General features: G+C 56.8%; 21 protein-coding genes. 12 read left to right on the top strand and 9 right to left on the bottom strand.

Features of this window, described 5'->3' with window-relative positions:
• Positions 1-4: 4 nt before the first annotated feature.
• Positions 5-748, top strand: coding sequence for an amino acid ABC transporter ATP-binding protein (locus AUC60_RS00190; RefSeq protein WP_274521384.1), 744 nt, complete (start codon positions 5-7; stop codon positions 746-748).
• A gap of 52 nt (positions 749-800) precedes the next feature.
• Positions 801-1,502: a GntR family transcriptional regulator gene (locus tag AUC60_RS00185; RefSeq protein WP_087263860.1), complete on the top strand. Its 702-nt coding sequence runs from the start codon at positions 801-803 to the stop codon at positions 1,500-1,502.
• 211 nt (positions 1,503-1,713) lie between these two features.
• Here AUC60_RS00185 and AUC60_RS00180 read toward each other — a convergent pair whose 3' ends face one another.
• Entirely contained in the window at positions 1,714-3,393 is a 1,680-nt protein-coding gene (locus AUC60_RS00180) for a VRR-NUC domain-containing protein (RefSeq protein WP_087264473.1), read from the bottom strand.
• A gap of 157 nt (positions 3,394-3,550) precedes the next feature.
• Between AUC60_RS00180 and AUC60_RS00175 the strand changes: the two genes are divergently transcribed.
• Positions 3,551-4,075: a nucleoside 2-deoxyribosyltransferase gene (locus AUC60_RS00175; RefSeq protein WP_087263858.1), complete on the top strand. Its 525-nt coding sequence runs from the start codon at positions 3,551-3,553 to the stop codon at positions 4,073-4,075.
• A gap of 200 nt (positions 4,076-4,275) precedes the next feature.
• On the opposite strand, the gene AUC60_RS00170 is transcribed toward AUC60_RS00175, so the two are convergent.
• Positions 4,276-4,506, bottom strand: a complete 231-nt coding sequence (locus AUC60_RS00170; protein ID WP_087263857.1) for a hypothetical protein — start codon at positions 4,504-4,506, stop codon at positions 4,276-4,278.
• A gap of 97 nt (positions 4,507-4,603) precedes the next feature.
• Positions 4,604-5,506 (bottom strand): LysR family transcriptional regulator, encoded by a 903-nt coding sequence (locus AUC60_RS00165; protein ID WP_087263856.1) that lies wholly within the window; start codon positions 5,504-5,506, stop codon positions 4,604-4,606.
• Between the two features lie 118 nt (positions 5,507-5,624).
• Between AUC60_RS00165 and AUC60_RS00160 the strand changes: the two genes are divergently transcribed.
• Together AUC60_RS00160 and xth are read left to right on the top strand one after the other, a co-directional pair.
• Positions 5,625-6,713: an AbrB family transcriptional regulator gene (locus AUC60_RS00160; protein ID WP_087263854.1), complete on the top strand. Its 1,089-nt coding sequence runs from the start codon at positions 5,625-5,627 to the stop codon at positions 6,711-6,713.
• A 74-nt stretch (positions 6,714-6,787) separates the two neighbouring features.
• On the top strand, positions 6,788-7,576 hold the full coding sequence (gene xth, locus AUC60_RS00155) for an exodeoxyribonuclease III (protein ID WP_087263852.1): 789 nt from the start codon (positions 6,788-6,790) through the stop codon (positions 7,574-7,576).
• 202 nt (positions 7,577-7,778) lie between these two features.
• On the opposite strand, the gene AUC60_RS00150 is transcribed toward xth, so the two are convergent.
• Together AUC60_RS00150 and AUC60_RS28675 are read right to left on the bottom strand one after the other, a co-directional pair.
• Positions 7,779-9,023, bottom strand: coding sequence for a D-mannose isomerase (locus AUC60_RS00150; protein WP_087263851.1), 1,245 nt, complete (start codon positions 9,021-9,023; stop codon positions 7,779-7,781).
• A 72-nt stretch (positions 9,024-9,095) separates the two neighbouring features.
• Complete coding sequence (locus tag AUC60_RS28675; RefSeq protein WP_087263849.1) at positions 9,096-10,721, bottom strand: methyl-accepting chemotaxis protein; 1,626 nt, start codon at positions 10,719-10,721, stop codon at positions 9,096-9,098.
• Positions 10,722-10,983: 262 nt separating this feature from the next.
• Between AUC60_RS28675 and AUC60_RS00140 the strand changes: the two genes are divergently transcribed.
• Positions 10,984-11,466, top strand: coding sequence for a GFA family protein (locus AUC60_RS00140; protein ID WP_087263847.1), 483 nt, complete (start codon positions 10,984-10,986; stop codon positions 11,464-11,466).
• 52 nt (positions 11,467-11,518) lie between these two features.
• Here the strand turns inward: AUC60_RS00140 and AUC60_RS00135 are convergent, their stop codons facing one another.
• Positions 11,519-11,896, bottom strand: coding sequence for a VOC family protein (locus tag AUC60_RS00135; RefSeq protein WP_087263845.1), 378 nt, complete (start codon positions 11,894-11,896; stop codon positions 11,519-11,521).
• Between the two features lie 471 nt (positions 11,897-12,367).
• Between AUC60_RS00135 and AUC60_RS00130 the strand changes: the two genes are divergently transcribed.
• The gene (locus AUC60_RS00130) at positions 12,368-13,117 is read left to right on the top strand and encodes a hypothetical protein (RefSeq protein ID WP_087264472.1); all 750 of its coding nucleotides are present in this window, start codon (positions 12,368-12,370) and stop codon (positions 13,115-13,117) included.
• Positions 13,118-13,156: 39 nt separating this feature from the next.
• Here AUC60_RS00130 and AUC60_RS00125 read toward each other — a convergent pair whose 3' ends face one another.
• Positions 13,157-13,822 (bottom strand): hypothetical protein, encoded by a 666-nt coding sequence (locus AUC60_RS00125; RefSeq protein ID WP_238599485.1) that lies wholly within the window; start codon positions 13,820-13,822, stop codon positions 13,157-13,159.
• A 395-nt stretch (positions 13,823-14,217) separates the two neighbouring features.
• On the opposite strand from AUC60_RS00125, the gene AUC60_RS00120 reads away from it, so the two are divergent.
• Positions 14,218-15,348 (top strand): alpha/beta hydrolase, encoded by a 1,131-nt coding sequence (locus tag AUC60_RS00120; RefSeq protein ID WP_405622783.1) that lies wholly within the window; start codon positions 14,218-14,220, stop codon positions 15,346-15,348.
• Between the two features lie 123 nt (positions 15,349-15,471).
• Here AUC60_RS00120 and AUC60_RS00115 read toward each other — a convergent pair whose 3' ends face one another.
• On the bottom strand, positions 15,472-16,185 hold the full coding sequence (locus tag AUC60_RS00115) for a FadR/GntR family transcriptional regulator (protein ID WP_087263840.1): 714 nt from the start codon (positions 16,183-16,185) through the stop codon (positions 15,472-15,474).
• A gap of 217 nt (positions 16,186-16,402) precedes the next feature.
• Positions 16,403-16,564 carry a hypothetical protein gene (locus tag AUC60_RS27795; RefSeq protein ID WP_158099080.1) on the bottom strand — a complete coding sequence of 54 codons (162 nt, stop codon included), beginning with the start codon at positions 16,562-16,564 and terminating at the stop codon, positions 16,403-16,405.
• A gap of 51 nt (positions 16,565-16,615) precedes the next feature.
• Here AUC60_RS27795 and AUC60_RS00110 point away from each other — a divergent pair, with 51 nt between their 5' ends.
• From AUC60_RS00110 to AUC60_RS00095, 4 genes are all read left to right on the top strand, one after another.
• A complete protein-coding gene (locus AUC60_RS00110) occupies positions 16,616-17,965 on the top strand; it encodes an MFS transporter (protein WP_087263839.1) in 1,350 nt (449 codons plus the stop codon).
• A 34-nt stretch (positions 17,966-17,999) separates the two neighbouring features.
• On the top strand, positions 18,000-19,340 hold the full coding sequence (gene gudD, locus AUC60_RS00105; protein ID WP_087263837.1) for a glucarate dehydratase: 1,341 nt from the start codon (positions 18,000-18,002) through the stop codon (positions 19,338-19,340).
• 225 nt (positions 19,341-19,565) lie between these two features.
• Positions 19,566-20,219 carry a DUF1345 domain-containing protein gene (locus AUC60_RS00100; protein WP_087263835.1) on the top strand — a complete coding sequence of 218 codons (654 nt, stop codon included), beginning with the start codon at positions 19,566-19,568 and terminating at the stop codon, positions 20,217-20,219.
• A 63-nt stretch (positions 20,220-20,282) separates the two neighbouring features.
• Entirely contained in the window at positions 20,283-21,239 is a 957-nt protein-coding gene (locus tag AUC60_RS00095; RefSeq protein WP_087263833.1) for a D-2-hydroxyacid dehydrogenase family protein, read from the top strand.
• Position 21,240 lies beyond the last annotated feature (1 nt).

The following is a 21,240-nucleotide window of genomic DNA, read 5'->3' as shown; positions in this document are numbered from 1 at the left end:
AGCAATGACCAGGCCGGCCCCCATGATTCAGCTGATCGGCGTTAACAAGTGGTACGGCGAATTCCAGGTACTCAGGAACATCGATTTTCATGTAGATCCAGGGGAACGCATCGTGGTTTGCGGCCCGTCCGGCTCTGGCAAATCGACTATGATCCGCTGCATTAATCAACTGGAAGCACACCAGAAAGGCCGCATCGTGGTCGATGGCCACGATCTGAATGCCAGGACCAAAAATGTGCATCAGGTGCGTCAGGAAATCGGCATGGTGTTCCAGCAGTTCAACCTGTTCCCGCACCTGACGGTATTGCAGAACCTGATGATTGCTCCGGTGCAGATCCGCAAACTGCCCAAGGCCGAAGCCGAAGAGCGCGCCCGGCATTATCTGGAGCGCGTACACATCGCTCACCGGGCCGATCACTATCCGTCGCAGCTTTCCGGCGGGCAGCAACAGCGCGTGGCGATTGCCAGGGCGCTGTGCATGAAACCCCGGGTCATGCTATTCGATGAGCCGACCTCCTCCCTCGATCCGGAAATGATCAAGGAAGTGCTGGATGTCATGGTCGATCTCGCCAAAGAAGGCATGACCATGGTCTGCGTCACCCATGAGATGGGCTTTGCGCGCACTGTGGCTGATCGCGTGGTATTCATGGACGCCGGAGAAATCGTCGAGCAAAGTGCGCCGGAGCAATTCTTCAGCGCGCCGCAAACCGAGCGCGCGCGGCTGTTTCTCGGCAATATATTGCACTGAACGCACATCGACGAGCAGTGATCGCGAACCCTATGCATAAGCAGGAAGCACCATGAACGATCTTGACGCTTCAGTGACCGACGAAGGCAGCAGTCGGCGCCCCAGCGGCACTAGCCGCCGCCCGGCCGAGAGCGTGACCCGGCAAACCTATCAGGCCTTGTTCGATCTGATTGCCAGTCGGCACCTGGAACCTGGCGATCTGATCGAAGAACGCAAGCTCGCCGAGCGCTTTGAAGTCTCCCGCACTCCCATGCGCGCCGCGATCAGCCGACTGCTGGGTGAAGGTGTCCTGCAACTGCTGCCCAATGGCCTGCTGGTGGTTCGCGAAGTGGACATCACTGAGTATCTGGAACTGCTCTCGATCCGGCTGATGCTGGAAAGCGAAGCTGCGGCGCTGGCAGCCACGAATATCCCTCTGGCGCCGCTGGACGAGATTGAAAGACGCTTGCAGGACGTTGTGGCCCGGCCTTCACGGGAAAATGAAGGCTTGTATCTGGATGACGACATCCATGTGCTGATTCTTGCCCATTGCGGCAATCAGTCACTGAGCCACTTCATCCGGGAAATCCATAAACGCATCCGCATGCGCAACCTGACCCGCATACCCGAACGCTTCCTGCCGGCCTGTCACGAGCACCTGGCGCTGGTGGCGGCACTCAAGGCTCGTGACCCGGAAAAAGCCCGGCAATGCATGCTCGCTCACCTGAACAGTGCGCGGGACAGTTTTCTGGAGTCGGTGGGTATCAAGCGTTGATGGCGTGGCACGAGCTAAAGCACTGGCCTTGTACTGCGACATTGACCCTGTAGGAGCGCACGAGCACCGCGAGGCCGCGATGGCGTCCTGCCTGATACACCGCCATCGCTGCCTCGCGCTGCTCGTGAGCTCCTACAGAAAAGCATTCCAAATCAGATAGTTGTAGTTTGTTTGAGAAGAGCCATCTTTGTTGGCAGGCATAGTGTCGGGCTCACGATCTCCCGAACAAGTTCGCTCCTACCGGAATAGCATGCTCCTCCCACTGCACATAACACACCACGACCGGCATATCGTGCTCGGCGCAGAAATCCAGCCAACGCAGCTGGTTATCCTGCAGGCGGTCGCCGGGACCTTTGACTTCGATCATTCGGTAACGCTTTTGCGCGGGAAAGAACTGGATCAGATCCGGCATACCGGTGCGATTGGCCTTGATATCCAGTAGCAGACGTCTGAACCAGTGCCGAAGGTGATCGACCGGTAAACAGTGCAGCGCTTGTTCAAGCAGCTCGGGGGTTAATGTGCCCCAGAACACGAACGGCGATTGCAGACCGTATTTGCTCTGGTAGTGCTCACGGATGGTGTGCTGCCAGAGATCCGAGTCTAATTGCGCAAGACATGCATCGAACAACACGGCTCGGCGCGAGTAAAAGTCCGGACTGTGCAAATCGCTGGGGCCGCTGTGAAACGGATGGAAAAACGCACCTGGCAGTGGCGCGAAAATCGCCGGCCAGCAGAGCAACCCAAACAGCGAATTGATCAGGGCATTTTCGACGTAATACAGCTCACTGCCCTCCTCCGCCAGATGCAGCTGGATCATCTGCTCGACACTCAGGTCGGGACGCAGCGGAACGCTCACATCCAGTCGCTCGACTTTGCGCGTGACCCGGCGGACCTTGTCGATAAGGCCAAGTTTGCGTTGCAGTCTTGGCAACACTCGACGCGCATGCTGCACCTCGGCATCGCTTTGTGGCGTGGCCTGTACCTGCTCAAGCAGCGTCAAGGCAGCGTGATAGTCCTCGCAACGCTCCAGCACTCTAACGCGCCGGGATCGCGCGCCGGGATAATTACTGCACTCGTACACACTCAACGCCAACGACCAGTCCTGCGCACGCTCGGCTTGCTGACCGATCTGATACAGCGTCTTGCTTCGCCGCATTTCCAGCCATGGGTTACGCGTGTCGATGGCCAGGGCGCGCAATGCCAGCGTCTGGAGTACCGCGCCCTCATCGAGGGCCTGACGGCAAGCGTGCAGCTCAAGGCAGGCGTCGATGTCCGCACGATCATTGATGGTCCGCGAGTCCAGCGAAAACTCAACCGTTTCATAGCGGTATATGCCCAGGTCAGCCAGAACGAACTCGGACCATTCCTGATAAAGATTGCCGAAGTACAGCAATCGCAGGCGGTCACAAAGCGGCATGACCTTGAGGGCAAAGATCGTTTCGTCAAGCTCTGCATGCCAGCAGTCCAGTGTCTGTGCGCACTGATGAAGAGGCTGCAGCAGTTCCAGCAGTTCGTGCTTTCGTTCGGTCCCGCGTATGCCGTGCGCCTTGAAGCACACCGCTAGCTCGGCCTTGCGCAGCAGGGTGAACAACTGCTCAAGGTGCAGTTCAGGACGAGGATCAACCCAGCCGTGAACCAGCAACGGCTGCACCGCTTCCCGCGTGTCGCCCAGTTCCGGATAACTGAGTTTGCTGGCCCGAAACAGCTCGCCCTTGCGCATGACCATACGCACCAGCAAACCTTGCGCCGCCTGTGGCAGTTGCGCAAAGTGGTCGATGAATTGCTGTTCTTGCGTATCGAGTAAATCCGCGTAACGCAGGGCAATCCAGCGCAGCACCTGGCGGAAGTTTTCGAGGTAGTAGAACGGGTTTTCCAGGGGCGAAGTATTCACAACAAAGCTACGCAACAAGGCCAGACACGCCTGCAAGGATACTGTTTATCCGTACAGATTCCAGCGCTGAATTGATCGCCTGATAAATGGTCTGCGGTATCGCAATGTGTGAAGCGCTAGAATCCGGACACGTTAACTGCCATGCCGGAGATCGATCATGCAGATCAACACAGCACCGCAGGTTTATCTGGCGGGTTTTGATGTATTTCGCGCAGATGCCATAGAGCACGGCCAATACCTCAAGGCCTTGTGCACTGCCCATGGGCTTGAAGGCCTGTATCCGTTCGACAACGAAGTGCCTGGCGGGCTCTCGGCTCGGGAAACCGCGCAACTGATCTGCTCGATGAATATCGCCATGATCCAGCGCAGCACGGCAGTGCTGGCCAACCTCAATGTGTTTCGCGGTCTTGAGCCGGATTCCGGTACGGCGTTTGAAGTCGGTATGGCTATCGCGATGAACAAACCGGTCTGGGTTTATTTCGAACCGGTGGAGTCACTTCGTGATCTGGTGCCCCACGACCTGGATGGCTACGACGAGCACGGTTATCTGGTGGAGGACTTTGCCCTGCCCAGGAACCTGATGCTGGCGTGCACATGGGCGGGCTCCAGTTCGACAGTGGAACTGGCGGTTGAGGCGTTGTCGCTGTATCTGGCGCGGAATGCGCCGGGTCTCGGGAACTAAACGCGCTTTGATGGGGGGAGATTCCAGGTTTGCCCGCAAACCGACGTGGGACCGGCTTTAGCCGGGAATGCGGCCTTTATGACGATAAAGATGTACTGAATGTACTGGCCTCTTCCCGGCTAAAGCCGGTCCCACGTCGTTATTCAGCTGCAGGCCAACCTGGAATCTCACAGGATGAAGACCGCTTCAGCCAGCAACACTCAATTCACCGATGAAGAACCCACATCGCTGCTGAAAATCGGATCAAGCTTGTCCGAGTCACTGAACTCGTCCAGGCCCAGTACATCGAGATCGAGATAACCTTCCGGATCAGTGTCCTCATCAGCATCGGCGTCATTCAACGGCGACTGATCACCACCAAAATGGTGGTCAATACACGCAAAAAAGTGCAATGGAGCTACCTGCGCGTCGAGCGGTGAAAGTGTCTGCATCTATCGTTTCTCCTGAACATTTCCCTGTGCCAACGCTGCTATTACGTTTGCATGGCCACAGGCTAACCCAGCCCGTAGGAAAATGGAGCTACCGACGTCAGCTCCAGCTCAAAAATTCTCCGCTGCTGTCGCGCAGCATCTGCACCATGGCTTGCGCCACAGGCGACAGGTAGCCGCCTTTACGGACCGTGCAGCCAATGGTGCGCTTCATCGTCGTTTCCTTTACGACCACTTCACGCAAGTGTTGCATGTTGTTGCCAAACTCGAGGGTCTCCCGGGCTGTGAAACTCAACAGGCTGGTGCGCTCGATCAAACCGGGCAACAAAGGAATCGAATTGGCTTCGATCTGAACCACGGGCAATGGGAGCTGCTGGGCACTGAACGCCTGATCCAGCCATTTGCGGGATGAAACACCCGATGGCGGTAGCACCCAGCGATAGGCGCAAAGATCAGCCATGTGGTATCGGCTTTTGAAGATGGGATGATCCTTGCTGGCAATCACCACCGCTTCGTCCTTGAGAATCGGAAAACTCTCGAACTGCTCGTCATCGGTGATCAGCGCACAAATAATCATGTCCAGTTGCCCGGAACGCAGAGATTCACGCAACAGGTCGTCCTGACCGATGACCATCTTCAACGTCACGTCCGGGGCACGCTGCAACAGTGCCGAGGTCAATTTCGGCAGCAGGTACTCAGCCATGGTGGCCGCACATCCAAGACGGATATTGCCCACCGCACCGCTGGCGAAATCCCGCACCTCGCGCTGGGTCTGAGCGATGCTCTGTTGTAGAACCTTACCCCGAGCCTGCAGCAACTCGCCTACCGGGGTCAGCTTGATCCGTCGGCCATCGCGCTGGAACAACCGGGTGCCAAATGACTCCTCCAGCCGCTGGATGCTTTTGGTCAGCGCAGGCTGGCTGCGATTGAGTTTTTGCGCAGCCCGGCCCAAATGGCCCAACTCGGCAATCGTTTCGAAATAGGCAAGATCGCGAAGATCCATAATCCATCAACCAAAGTTATCAATTCATGACTATTAGAAAATAGACTTGATCGATTGAAGTGTCGATACTCTTGCCGTACGAGCGTCCTGTCTCGCTCGCCTCGCGGAGCCCACCCTCTTGTCACGCGCCTCTGGCTTTTCGCTGCACACCTTGCCTAAACCCGCTCAATGGGCAGCCCTGATTCTGGTCGCAGGTGCTGCTGGCCAACTTCTCAAATACTGGCAGATGCCGGCCGCATTGTTTCTGGGCCCTATGCTGGTCGCTATCTGCTTTGGGGTGATGGGCGCGAATATTCGCCTGCACAAAAATCTGTTTCGCCTGAGCCAGGGCACGGTCGGCGTGCTGATCGCCCACTCGATGACCATGGCAGTTCTGGTCACGGCGCTGCATTCCTGGCACGTCATGCTGTTTGCCACGGCACTCACGGTGACGCTCAGCGCTGGAGTCGGTTTGTGCCTGGTGCGTTACGCCGGGATCGCGGGCAGCACCGCCGCCTGGGGCACTTCACCGGGTGCAGCATCGGCCATGGTTGCCATGTCGGAAGATTACGGCGCCGACTCGCGGGTCGTCGCCACCATGCAGTATGTGCGGGTAGTTTGCGTCGTGATGGTCGGTGCAGTGGTCAGTCGTCTGATCGGCGTGGAGGGCGGCGGCACCGAAGCCCATAGCGCAGACGTCGAGCTGGAAGGCGCAAATCTGCTGAACTTTGCCTTGAGCCTTGCGGTGATCGGAGTCGGCATCATCCTCGCCAGCAAAATCCCTGCGGGTGCCTTGATGGGGCCACTGCTGATCGGCGGCGCTCTACAGCTAAGCGGCCTTTTGCAGATTACGCTGCCCTCCTGGATGCTGACGCTGGCCTATGGCGCGATGGGCAGCTACGTGGGTCTGCGCTTCGACCGTCCCACCATCAAATACGTCTGGCGTCGCATGCCGGCGATGATTCTTGGCTCAATGCTGCTGATTGTGCTCTGCGCGCTTTCAGCCTGGTTGATTGCTGCCATGCTGGACAAGGACTATCTCTCGGTCTACCTGGCCACAAGTCCTGGCGGTCTGGACGCCATGGCGATCATCGCCATCGACACCCACTCAGACGTGGGCTTCGTGCTGGCTATGCAGACCTTGCGGCTGATCGGCGTGATCCTTACGGGCGCGTTCTTCGCTCGACAGATCATCCGGCTGACCGATAAGGGCGCGACTTCGCACTGACTGCCGTTACCCATTGAATCTATCGCGCTGCGACCTCTCAAACAGCTAATCACCGCGTCTTTGAGAGGACCACCGTGAGCACAATCAAAATTGCCACGTTTAACATCAATGGCATTCGCAGCCGCCTGCCAATCCTGCTGGACTGGTTGCGCCGCGAAAGTCCGGACGTGGTTTGCCTGCAGGAATTGAAAGCTGCCGACTTGGCCTTCCCCATCGATGAAATACGTGACGCGGGCTACGGCGCCATCTGGCAGGGACAACCTTCGTGGAACGGTGTGGCGATTCTGGCCAAGGGCATGGAGCCGCTGGAAATTCGTCGCGGCCTGCCCGACTTTGAACAGGACAGCCAGAGTCGCTACATCGAAGCAGCAGCCCATGGCGTGATCGTCGGCTGTCTGTACTTGCCCAATGGCAATCCTCAGCCTGGCCCGAAGTTCGATTACAAACTGGCCTGGTTCGAAAAACTCATCGAGCACGCTGAATCGCTGTACGCGAGTGGACATCCGGTGGTATTGGCTGGCGACTACAACGTGGTGCCGACGGACGAGGATATCTACAACACGCGGTCATGGCTCAAGGATGCATTGCTGCAACCTGAGAGTCGCGAGTGCTTTCAGCGCCTGCTGGATCAGGGCTGGACCGATGCCCTGCGCACCTGCTTTCCGGACGAGCCGATTTATACGTTCTGGGATTACTTTCGCAAGCACTGGGAAACCAATTCCGGACTGCGAATCGATCATCTGCTGCTTAACGCAGAAACCAGCGCCCGGCTTGAACGCGCCGGGGTGGATCACTGGCCGCGCAACGAGCCACATCCCAGCGACCATGCACCGACGTGGGTAGAGTTGGAGATGGGGGATTAGTGTGGGATCGAGAAGGCGGCGAGCGGCACTCCCGAAGGACTCACTGTCGTGGGACCGGCTTTAGCCGGGAATGGTCCGGTACAGTCGCTGCATTTCCGTCCTCAGTCATGAAGCCTTCCCGGCTAAAGCCGGTCCCACGTCGGCTTGCGGCCGAACATAGAGTCCCCCGGGGAATCATTGCCTTACGTGAGACCGCATTGACTCAACCCATCCCCGCCAACGCACTCGCCAGACTCGGTGCCAGCGGCAATACCGGCAGCAACGTCGCCTGATAGGCGTGATAGAGGTCCGGCTTGCCTCCCCATATATCCGCACTTGGCTGGTTGAGCGGGCTGAGTTCGTGATGCCAGCTGCCCAGTTCGCGATCAATGAATAACGTTTCGTTGAACTCCCAGAAGCGGCGATACCAGTCCTCATACTGCTTTTCGTCCGTTCGCTGCAACAACGCGGCCGCAGCGGCGGCCGCCTCGCAATGGACCCAATGCAAGCGGTGACGCACCACCGGCTGCTTCTGCCAGTCCAAGGTGTAGACAATGCCCGGCAGACCGTCGACATTCCAGGCGTCACGACATGCATTGGCGAACAACTGACGTGCGTCCGAGAGCAGCCACGACGGGGTTGGCAACTTCAAGCGCTGACGCGACGCCTCCAGATGCAACAACAAACGCGCCCATTCGAAGGCATGCCCCGGGGTGGTGCCGTAGGGACGGAATCCATCGGCACGATTGTCGTGGTTGTACTCCGGCAGAGGCTGCCACGAGAGGCTGAAGTGCTCGATCACCTGATGCTCATTGGCAGCCGCGTGACCGTGAATTACCCGCTCGACAATCCGCAAGGCCCGATCCAGCCACTGAGCGTCGCCGGTCACATCGGCCAATGCAAGAAAGGCCTCGGTGCTGTGCATGTTGCTGTTGGCACCGCGATAGCTTTCCTCATGCGTCCAGTCGCGAGCGAAGGACTCTCGCATCGCCCCCTCCTCCTCACTCCAGAAACGACGCTGGATCACTTCGATGGCATCCGACAACAAAGCCTGCGCACCGGGCCGCCCGGCAACGACAGCCGAGCTGGCCGCCAACGCGACGAAGGCATGCAAGTAAGCCTGTTTGTCGGTTTTACTCTGGTGAGTGAGGGGCGCACTGAACCAGCCGCCATGCTCTGCATCCCGCAGCGGCCCTGCCAGCGACGCGATGCCGTGGTCAACTAATGCGGCGCAGCCGGGTATGCCGCGGATGTGAGCCATGGCGAAGCTGTGGGTCATGCGAGCGGTGTTCATGGTTTCGGCTTGAGCGTTTTCGGGCAGGACGCCACGTTCATCAAGATTGCCGAACCCTTGGGGCAGCCGTGAGGCCTTGGCGAAGGTCAGCAGTCGATTACCTTCACGGGCCAGCCACTCATGGTGACCGGGGGCACGAAGCCAACTGCTGAAAAGATTGTTCTTATTGTCCATGAAGCTGTTTCGCCTCTGTCATTGAGCAGAGGCGAATCATGCCCGGCGCTACCCGCCGACGGCAAGCATGGATCAGACCTTGAAGCGCGACACGACCTGATTCAAATCACCCGCCAGACGCGAGAGCTCATTGCTTGAAGCACTGATCTGGTTGGCGCCTTGGGTCGACTGCATGGACAGGTCACGAATATTGACGATGTTGCGATCCACTTCCCGGGCGACCTGCGCCTGCTCCTCGGCAGCGCTGGCAATCACCAGGTTGCGTTCGGAAATCTGGTTGATGGATGAGGTGATGTCGGTCAGCGACTCACCCGCACCCTGCGCCAGGGTAAGGGTTTCGCTGGCGCGCTCGCTGCTGGTCAGCATGGATTCCAGTGCCTGGGCAGAGCCGCTACGCATGGCACTGACCATTTTGTCGATTTCCAGTGTCGACTGTTGGGTGCGATGTGCCAGCGCGCGAACCTCATCCGCCACGACAGCGAAACCACGACCCGACTCACCGGCCCGTGCAGCTTCAATGGCAGCATTGAGCGCCAGCAGGTTGGTTTGCTCGGCAATAGAGCGGATCACGTCGAGCACCTTGCCAATGTCCTGCGACTGGTCGGCAAGATTCTGCACCAGCGCCGAAGTGGCCTGGACGTTGGTGGTCAATGTCTGGATCGATTGTACGGTTTCGACGACTCGTGTCTGCCCAGCCTGAGCCGAGCGATTGGAATGGTTCGACGCATCAGAAGTGGACACGGCGTTGCGCGCGACTTCTTCCACCGCCGAGGTCATTTCGTTGATGGCCGTAGCGGCCTGATCGATTTCAGCGTTCTGTTGGTGCAAGCCGCGATAGCTGTCTTCAGTCACCGAGTTCAGCTCGGTGGCGGCCGAGGCCAGTTGCGTCGCGGAACTGCCAATGTGTTGCATGGCCGAGCGCAAGTTGACCTGCATCTTGTCCAGTGCAACCAGCAAACGAGTCACTTCGTCGCTGCCATCAACCGTGATGCGTTGAGTCAGATCGCCATTGGCCACGTGTTCAGCAGCCGTTACGGCGACTTCCAGTGGGCGCACGATACTGCGAGTCAGCAGCAAGGCCAGGGCGATGGTGCCCAAGCCAGCAAGCACCACGAAAATGAACACGATGTTGCGCGACTTGTCGTACTGCTCTTCGGCAGCCTTGCCTTCTGCGTCAACGCGCTGGGCGTAGAACTCACCCAGATCAGCCAATTGCTTGCCGGAGCCATCAACGATGGTTTTCATGTCCACCAGCAGTAACTTGTTCAAGGCCTCACGATCGTTCTGCGCGGCGATCAAGAATGATTTATCGAGCGCCTTCTGATACTCACCCAATGTTGCCCGGAACTGGTCGCTGAGTGCTTTCTCCTCAGGGGTGTCCACGAACGAAGCAAAGAGCTCGAGCTTTTTGTTCAGGTCCTGATTACGGACGTCGAGCTGGCTGCGGTAGGTCGCGATGTTGTTTGGATCAGGGTCCAGGGCCATCCGTAGTGAAATAGTACGGATACGCAGCATGTTTTCGCGGATGTCGCCGACCACACGCATGCTGGGCAGCCAGTTCGTTTCAACCGCAACTTCACTCTCACGAATCGCTGACATCTGAACCATGGCGAACCAGCCCAGCAAGGCGACCAGTAGGGATATGAGCGTAAAGCCAAGACCGGCTCGGCGGGCGATAGTCAAATTGCGTAGGTTCATGAGGAAAGCTCTTTTTATTGGCAGGAGGATCAAGCTGAACAGCAAAAAGTTGTAGGACAACATCAACTATCGACTGCCGAACCGGGTTCTTGAGGCAGGTACCCGCTAACTCAGCAAATATTTCCGGTTGCTCACCTTTCAAGCGTGGGTGTCCGACGAACGCTTTGTGCAAAGTGCCCATAACCTTGTCTAGACCTGAGACAGAGCCAAAAAAACGCCCGGCTATTCCAGGCGTTCTGAAGACCTGAAAGGAGAACAAATCATGCATCTGGAAGGTTCCTGCCATTGCGGCGAAGTCGAGTTCAGCCTGAACAGTGCTCATCCCTACCCTTATCAACGCTGCTATTGCTCGATCTGCCGCAAGACCCAAGGCGGAGGCGGTTACTCGATCAACCTGAGCGGTGACGCGCAAAGCCTGAAGGTCAAAGGCCGCGAGAACATTTCGATTTACCACGCAAAAATCCGCGAAGACCACAAGGTCCGTATCAGCAGCGCCGAGCGGCATTTCTGTAAGTTGTGCGGCAGCGGTCTCTGGCTGTTCAGCCCCGAGTGGCCGGAGTTGATTCACCCTTTTGCGTCAGCCATCGATACGCCACTGCCATCACCGCCGGAGAACACCCACCTGCTGCTGGACTCCAAAGCCTCCTGGGTTGAGGTTCACGTACATGAGGGCGACAAGCAGTTCGAAGGTTACCCGCAGGAGTCGATTGCCGAATGGCATGAGCGACTGGGCTTGGTCCGCTAAGCCGCCCTGACTTATGCGGACCCGTCGTTTTCGCCAGTGCCCCTGAAAATTGCTATATCCGCTCAGAAATCTCGATCAGGTTCAGGTCCGGGTCGCGCACATAAACCGAACGAATCGGGCCGGTCGCCCCTGTGCGCATGACTGGCCCTTCAATGATCGGCCAGTTGGCCTCCTGTAAACGCTGGATCACCTGATCCAGCGGTATCGATGCGATAAAACACAGATCCAGCGCGCCAGGCACCGGCACATGTGCCTTGGGCTCGAACTCCGCGCCACGAATATGCAGATTGATCTTCTGCTCACCGAACTTGAACGCCATGCGTCCCGCGCCAAAGGTTTCCAGTTTCATGCCCAGCACCCGGACGTAGAAATCCTTGGTGGCTTCGCCATCTACGGCCGTCAAGACCAAGTGGTCAAGGTGATCGATCATTGCAGGTGCTCTTTTCAGGAAAACGTAGACGAATCAAACGCCAGTAGGCGGCCGAAAGTCCAGTGTCATGTTTCTTGCGCGGCGCTACTGTTCGTCACCAGGCAGTTCCCCGTCCTTCCGATTCTGAAATCTGCTTCCAATAAGTTAGTAGGAACTTTCTCTATAAAACAGACTTGTAGGAAACGTCTTGTTTTAAACAACCTGGATTGACTGGTTATTAAAATCTCTATTACGTCGATTTTGTCAGTGGCATACCGCCCTGTATAAATTGATTAGAGAACTTCCATGAATACTTTTAAAAAGACACCCATTCAATCGGCGCTCCTTCTGGCAGTAGTGACCGCAGGCTTAACCTGTGGCGCATCTGCCAGCACAGACACCCAACAAACAGCCGCCCTTTCACGCAACGGTGACGCAGTAACACCTCAAGCCGCAGCTAGCCAGGAGTTTGCAGAGCCAAAGTTCATTGTATTGGAGGACAAGCTTCACTCGATTAACGATTCGCTCACCAGCAGGCACCCGGTTCACTACTATGGATTTGTGGCCAAACGCGGCCAGGATATAATCCTGGGATTTCATGGCGACGACCCCGTCAAAAATGCCTGGAAAGTCGATTATTACCAAGACGGTGAATGGCATACTGAAAATATGAAAACCAAGATATTTACCGGTCTAAAAACTGAAGCCGAAGTCATTATCCGAGTGATGCCTCGTCACCCAGAGAAAGGGACAAACATCGCCTACTCACTCAATTTCGGGTCTTACCCGGTTCTCAAAAAATACGATTTGCATGACGAACCTGGCGTTATCAGGATCCCGAGTGGTTATACCGAGCCGGGGTGGTTGGCGACTCAGGTTTATAAAGAAGCCCTACTCGAGGTGAAATTCGAAGATACCAAGGGTGCTCCTTTGGAGGGAGGCGTGATACTGTTTGCACTGAAGTACCGTGAAGAAAATACCGCCGTCAAATTGTTATTGACTAGCGACGCCAGCGGTTTCGCTTCCCGAAAAATAGAACTTGGCCGATGCTATGACGGAACGGAAGCCCAAGACTTTGTTGACAAGAATAAGGGATTCAATACTTGGCGTAGCTACTACAAGGTAGCAAATTACGCAATAATGAATCTTGCCTTAAGCCCCCATACCGTGACACCTAATACCTTTTATCTCGGGCACATCTGCACACAACGGCTTGTACAAACGATACGACCGCGCAACTAACCCCGGCGTCAGTCTGGCAACATTGCCAGACTGACTTTTTCATGCTTCCGAGGAGATGTATGGAAAGTCACGCCGCTCAGCATTTTGCTGAATTTGCGCAACCCACTCACTTTGCATCTTTTCAACAGACAGACTCAAAATTCTGCCAAAATCGATTACAAACTGAAAACTTTCAATACCCAATTTATGCCGCCCGCCAAAGGTCTCATGATCATGATCAACGAGCGCCATGAAGCCCTTGGCTGCGGATTTTGAATGTAGCTTTAATCCGTCAGTATTACTCAAAGAATCAATCAGGAAACGCCGTTCACTATCGGTGAGAACTTTGTTGTAGTCGATTATCTTTATGGAGGCGTCCGCATCCAGGGTAAAGCCAAAGCTCTTGCTCGCAATCTCCGGATGGGTGTCTGCGAGTTTTTTCATGAAACTATCGTGCGCGAGCTTCGCCAAACCAAGGTCGAGCATTACCTCCATACTCTTCCACGCCACATACTCTTTTAGATTTGAGGCGAGCTCGTAGCCGGGTTCCGTCAGCCAGGGCTCTTTCTGATACTCATAAAACGGGGGGTCTTTGGCCACGCTGGAAGTAGATTCAACCGTTTCTTCCAGCATGATTTTTTCGCTTGTCTTTACTGGCTGCTTATTGAGCACTGATGTGAGCTGCTGCAAACCCACCTGACTGTTTGATATACCGTTAATGTTCAAGACATTGCCCTCCATTTGGCGTCATCTCTCATAACGGCCAACCCTGAAAAAACTTGGCCTGATAACGCAGTAGGAAGTTTCCGATGAGGGTACTGTTGTGATGATGTTCTCAACATCAACCGCTATTGCGTATTCAACTGGCAAATAAAATGGAATCTTTTACGAATAGGCGCGCATTTCCTGTAGGAGCTGCCGAAGGCTGCGAAAGCGATCTTCCTGACACTGCCGTCGCAGCCTTCGTCGGCTCCTACAGTTCAATGCCTGCCATTAACAGCACTGACGGAAGCTGGCAGCAAACGGGACGCTCGTGGCAAAGTGCAGCTCATCTCGTAATCACACGCTGAAGAGAACCCCGGATCTTGGCCAAGCACCGAATCGTATGCCTGTTCCCCGCCCTGTTTGCACTTCAGGCCTGTGCGTCATCGGCCAGTAACGATCAGCCAACACAGAGTTTTGATGACTATCGTCAGCAGACGCTGGAATGGATAGAGCAACGCCGAAGCTTCCAGACCACCGATCACGCTGCCGAGCTGCAATGGAATGCGCCGCAGGAGTGGCGCCCGTCGGGTCAGCCCAAAGGCGGTATCTTGCTGGTTCATGGCCTAGGCGATTCGCCGTGGTCGTTCCATGACATCGGAGCAAAGCTTGCAGCTCAGGGCTTTCTGGTGCGGACTGTGCTGCTGCCCGGTCACGGCACGCAGCCATCCGACATGCTTGATGTCACCCTGAAGCAGTGGCAGGACGTGGTTCGCGAGCAAGCCCGGACTCTCGCCCGAGAAGTCCCCAAGGTGTATCTCGGCGGATTTTCCACGGGTGCCAACCTGGTGCTGGATTACGCCTACGATCACGATGAAATCGCCGGTCTTGTGCTGTTCTCTCCTGCCTTTCGCTCCGACAGCCCTTATGCCTGGGCGACGCAGTGGATCGCCTGGGCGCGCCCTTGGCTGGCCAGCCCCAAGGATCCGTTACGGCCCTTGCAAACTCCGGTGCGTTACTTGAACGTGCCCACTAACGGCTTTGCCCAGTTCTATCGCAGCAGTGTGCTGGCGCAAGATCGTCTGGGCGAGCGCCGTTACGACAAGCCGGTGTTCATCGCCATCACCCAACACGACTCGGTGCTGGACACCCACTATGTGCTGGACAATTTCAATCAACGCTTCAGCAACCCGGCCAGTCGCCTGATCTGGTACGGCGACAGCCCGGTAGACGCTGCGAACACACCTCGCGTACTGGTTCGCAAGGATTACCTGCCTGATTACCGAATCAGCCAGTTTTCGCACATGGGTCTGCTGTTTTCTCCGGACAACCCACTGTACGGCGTGGACGGCAAGCAGCGTATCTGCTGGAACGGCCAGGAAACCCCGGACATGCAGAAATGTCTGGCCGGTGATCAGGTGTGGTACTCGGACTGGGGCTACCGCGAGCCCGGCAAAGTCCATGCGCGACTGACCTTCAATCCTTATTTCGAGTGGCAGTCGGGGGTGATGCTGCAGGTGCTGGGGGATGCGCAGAAGTTTTCTAAATAGCGCATTACTCTGACGTGGGACCGGCTTTAGCCGGGAATAGGCCAGTACAGCCACTAAAAATGGTCGGTAGAGATACCGCCTTCCCGGCTAAAGCCGGTCCCACGTCAGCTTGCGGGCAACCACTCAATCCAGCGGCGCGAAGCGTTCCCGGCTGTTACTCAAATGCGTCCACATTGCCGCACGTGCGGCGTCCGGATCCTGGCGGCGGATCGCAGCGAGCAGTGCTTCGTGTTCAAGATTCGCCAGGTAACCGTGGTGCGCCAGATTGGCCCCCGCACGCTCGCTTGAGGCGATGCGATTGCGAGGAATGATCGCGTTGCCCAGGTGCAGCATGATCTCCGTGTAGTACGAATTACCGGTGGCTTCGGCGATCAGCATGTGAAAGCGCCAGTCGGCCTCCACACAGCTGTCTTCGTTGGCCAACAGGTCCTGATAGTCATCCAGCGCCTGACGCATCGCGGCCAGATGTTCGTCAGTGCGGCGCAATGCGGCAAGTGCCACCGCTTGAGTTTCCAGACCGATACGCAACTCGATGATGTCTCGCACGCTGGCGGCGGTTTCGACCTTCAGATGCAGACCCGTCTGGTTGCCCCGCTCCAGCACAAATGTGCCGACGCCATGATGGGTTTCCACCAGACCGGAAGCCTGCAATTTGGAGATGGCCTCACGAACCACTGTGCGGCTGACACCGTGCTCACGAACGATCTGATTTTCCGAAGGCAGCTTCTGCCCCGGCGGGATCTTGCCGAGCAGAATCCGCTGACTCAGCTCGGTCACCAGATCGGTTGCAAGATTGTGAGGTCGGCGCTTGGGTGCCTGACGCGTGGGCTGCTGCATGGAGACTGTCCTGACACCAATTTTGCCGGGATCATAGCACCGCTCATGGGGCACTTGTCATACAAGCGAGGCTGGATGAACTCATCCGACTTGTATGACAACACAAGAAATCACTCTCCACTGACACGGGCTTCAAACCCCCATTACTCAAGACTTCGCTGAAATACCGAAAAAAATCAGCCCAGCACCCAGGCACATCATGAGGCCTGAAAATCAATCATATTTCATTGATTTTAAAAGGATAAATCACCAGAATCGTCAGTTGTCCAATCCGCCACATCCCAGCTGAACCGCCTACATCACCTGGCAAATAATCCTGCAAAATCTGCAATCCCCCTCTTGCGCGACGAACATCTACTTGTATGATGTCCATCAACAAGCCCGCAGCTTGTCCTGACCCGCATAAAAATAACGAGTGGGAGATTCATCCTTGAACGCATCCAATACCCGGACGGGTGATGGGGCAGATTCGACTTTGGTTTCAGCTGTATCCAAGGTCAAACGCCACATCCTGCCACTGTTCGTCATCATGTTTATCGTCAACTACATTGACCGCGTGAACATCGGCTTTGTGCGCTCGCACATGGAACACGATCTGGGCATCGGCGCAGCCGCCTATGGCTTTGGTGCCGGCCTGTTCTTCATCGGTTACGCACTGTTCGAAGTCCCTTCCAACATGCTTCTGCAAAAGGTCGGTGCCCGCATCTGGCTGACACGGATCATGTTCACCTGGGGCATCGTCGCCACCTGCATGGCCTTCATCCAGAACGAAACCCACTTCTATATCCTGCGCTTCTTGCTGGGTGTAGCCGAAGCGGGTTTCTTCCCGGGCGTGATCTACTACTTCACCCGCTGGTTGCCGGGTGTCGAGCGCGGCAAAGCCATCGCAATTTTCCTCAGCGGCTCGGCCATTGCCTCGCTGATTTCCGGTCCGCTCTCTGGCCTGCTCCTGCAGATCAGCGGCTTCGGCATGAAAGGCTGGCAGTGGATGTATTTCATTGAGGGCATGTTCTCGGTGTGTCTGTGCGCCTTCGTCTGGTTCTGGCTCGACTCAAAACCCCATGATGCCAAATGGCTGACCCGCGAAGAACAGGACGCACTGGTCAACGCGATTGATGAAGAGCAGCGCGCTCGTGAAGCCGCCAGTCCGATCAAAGCCTCCATCGGCAAGCTGCTCAAAGATCGTCAGATCATCCTGTTTTGCCTGATCTACTTCTTCATCCAGTTGACGATCTACGCCGCTACTTTCTGGTTGCCGAGCATCATCAAGAAGATGGGCGACCTCAGTGACATTCAGGTCGGGCTGTTCAACTCCATCCCGTGGTTGTTATCGATTGTTGGCATGTACGCCTTCGCCGCCATGTCTGCCAAGTGGAAGCGTCAGCAAGCCTGGGTTGCCGCAGCGTTGCTGATCGCTGCTGCCGGGATGTTTATGTCCACCACCGGTAGTCCAATCTTTGCCTTCGTTGCGATCTGCTTTGCTGCGCTAGGCTTCAAATCTGCCTCGTCGCTGTTCTGGCCCATCCCTCAGGCGTATCTGGATGCCCGGATCGCCGCAGCGGTGATCGCCCTGATCAACTCGGTAGGCAACCTCGGCGGTTTCGTCGCGCCCACCACGTTTGGTCTGCTGGAACAACACACTGGCTCGATTCAGGGCGGCCTGTACGGCCTGACTGCGACCTCAATCATTGCCGCCATTATCGTTTTCGCTGCACGCAATACTCCGAAGCCCGGCAAGATCCCGGCAGAGCCAACGGCTCCAACTGCCGCCCACTCTTGACCGCCCGCTACGATTATTAAAAGGACCTATAACAATGAGTCAGAACCTGAGCAAAGCACCTGTTATCACCAGCATGCAGGTCGTCCCGGTCGCCGGTCACGATGACATGCTGCTAAACCTCAGCGGCGCCCATGGCCCCTACTTCACTCGCAACATCGTCATTCTGCAGGACAACGCCGGGCACACCGGCGTGGGTGAAGTCCCGGGCGGCGAACGCATTCGTCAGACGCTGGAAGATGCGCGGCAACTGGTGGTGGGCAGCTCGATTGGCACCTATCAAAAGATTCTTAATGACGTTCGCAAAACGTTCGCCGAACGTGACTCTGGCGGGCGCGGTTTGCAGACCTTTGACCTGCGCATCACCATTCACGCCGTGACGGCTCTGGAAGCGGCGCTGCTCGACCTGCTGGGTCAACACCTGGACGTGCCGGTTGCTGCACTGCTTGGCGAAGGCCAACAACGCGACGAAGTGAAAATGCTCGGCTACCTGTTCTACGTCGGTGATCAGGGCAAAACCAATCTGGATTACCGCAAAGAGCCGGATGCCGATAACGACTGGTTCCGCGTTCGCCATGAAGAAGCTCTGACGCCGGAGGCGGTTGTTCGTCTGGCTGAGGCGGCTCAAGCGCGCTACGGTTTTCAGGATTTCAAACTGAAAGGCGGCGTGCTCAGCGGCGATGCGGAAATAGAGGCTGTTACCGCCCTCGCCGAACGCTTCCCGGATGCTCGGATCACACTCGACCCGAATGGCGCCTGGTCACTGAAAGAAGCCATTCGTCTGTGCCGCGATCAGCATCATGTGCTGGCCTACGCCGAAGACCCCTGTGGCGCGGAGAACGGTTTTTCCGGTCGCGAAGTCATGGCCGAATTCCGCCGTGCAACCGGCCTGAAAACAGCCACCAACATGATCGCCACCGACTGGCGTGAAATGGGCCATGCGATTCAGTTGCAGTCGGTAGACATTCCACTCGCCGACCCACACTTCTGGACCATGCAGGGTTCGGTACGGGTAGCGCAAATGTGCAACGAATGGGGCCTGACCTGGGGTTCGCACTCCAACAACCACTTCGATATTTCTTTGGCGATGTTCACCCACGTGGCCGCCGCTGCACCGGGCGATATCACGGCCATCGACACTCACTGGATCTGGCAGGACGGCCAGCGCCTGACCCGCCAGCCGCTGCAGATCGTCGGTGGCGCCGTGCAAGTCCCGAAAAAACCTGGACTGGGCGTCGAGCTGGACATGGATCAAGTGCACAAGGCACACGAGCTTTACAAAGGTATGGGCCTGGGTGCCCGCGACGATGGCGTCGCCATGCAGTTCCTGGTGCCGGACTGGAAATTCAACAACAAGCAGCCGTGTCTGGTGCGTTGATTTCCAGCACCCCATGAATGAACGCCGTTCCCGTAGGAGCTGCCGAAGGCCGCGAACCTCGGTATTCCTGCCAGGCCGCCATCGCAGCCTTCGGCAGCTCCTACAGAAACTGAAAAACCCTTGCCTAGCTGGCATACGACGCGTAACCCCCTTGCGCGTCGTTTTTTATTGCGCCACAAAAGCCCGTGCTAATGTTCGTGAATCATCCGTCATGAAGTCCGGCCCATGTCACATATCGCTCACACCCACCCACGTTTGAGCATCGCCACCGCGCTGGGTCTCGCCAGTGGGCTTGCTGCAGCAATCATCGCCCCACAGATCTCCATCACGAGTAAGTGCCTGATTGCCTGGAACGTTGCCGTCTGGGTGTATCTGGTATTGATCCTGATCCGCACGTTTCGCACCAACGCGGCCGATGCGGAACGCATCTCCATGGTCGAGGACGAAAACGCCGGGCTGGTGCTGGTCACCGTGTGTATCGCCGCACTTGCCAGCCTTGCGGCAATTACCCTGGAACTGGCTGGCAGCAAGGAAATGACTACTAATGACCGGGCGCTGCACTATGCCTTCACTGCACTCACCGTGATCGGCTCGTGGCTGGTCACCGGGGTGATTTTCAGCCTGCATTACGCCCGCCTCTTCTATACATGGAAGGGCAAAGAACCCGCTCTGCGCTTCGCCGACGGCGAGAAGCATCCGGATTACTGGGACTTCCTGTATTTCTCCTTCACCCTCAGCGTTGCCGTGCAGACCTCGGATGTTGGCGTCGCGACGCCGGGACTGCGCAAGATTGTCCTGGCCCAGAGCCTGATCGGCTTTATCTTCAACACGGCGATCCTCGGATTTTCGATCAATCTGGCTGCCGGGCTGTTTGGCTAAGCGACTGTCTGGCGCTAATGTGACGGCACAACCTTAAAAAACGTGGCAAAAGGCGAATCCGAGATGACGCAAACGAAAATTGCAGTGCTGGATGACTGGCAATCCGTGGCCAGTAATATAGTGGACTGGTCAGTATTGGATAGCATCGGTGAGGTCAGTTTTCTTCACGACTACCCCGCCGACACAGGCACCATGGCGGCGCGCCTGCAAGCCTTCGATGTGATTTGCGTGATGCGCGAGCGGACGATTTTCGACGAAGCCTTGCTCAGCCAATTGCCCAATCTCAAGCTGCTGGTGACTGGCGGCATGCGCAACGCGGCCATCGACGTCAAAGCTGCCGGGCGCCTGGGCATTCAGGTGTGCGGCACTGAAAGCTACAAGCACGCTGCGCCGGAATTGACCTGGGCGCTGATCATGGGCGTGACCCGCAATCTGGTGGACGAAGCCAATTCGTTACGCAGCGGTCAATGGCAGACCGGCATTGGCAGCGACCTGCATGGCAAGACACTGGGCATTCTCGGGCTCGGCAGCATCGGCAAATGGATCGCCCGCTACGGCCTGGCGTTTGGCATGAAGGTCATCGCCTGGAGTGAAAATCTCACGCCTGAAGCCGCTGCGGAATCGGGCGTGACGTATGTCAGCAAGCAGGAGTTGTTTGAGCAGGCGGATATTCTGTCGATCCATCTGGTGCTCAGTGACCGCAGCCGTGGGCTGGTAGATGCTCAGGCGCTGGCCTGGATGAAGCCGACGTCTTACCTGATCAACACCTCACGCGGGCCAATCGTCGATGAAGTCGCGCTGATTGAAATTCTACAGCAGCGGCGCATCGCCGGTGCGGCGCTGGATGTGTTTGCCGTTGAGCCACTGCCTGTCGAGCATCCGTTTCGCACACTGGATAACCTGCTCGCAACGCCTCACGTGGGTTACGTAACGGAGAACAACTACCGGATGTTCTTCAGTCAGATGATTGAAGATATTCAGGCGTGGGATGCTGGAGCGCCGATTCGGGTGTTTGGTTGAG

Origin of the sequence: Pseudomonas caspiana, assembly GCF_002158995.1 — a bacterium.
Classification (GTDB): domain Bacteria; phylum Pseudomonadota; class Gammaproteobacteria; order Pseudomonadales; family Pseudomonadaceae; genus Aquipseudomonas; species Aquipseudomonas caspiana.
This window is presented reverse-complemented; position numbering and strand designations above follow the sequence as displayed.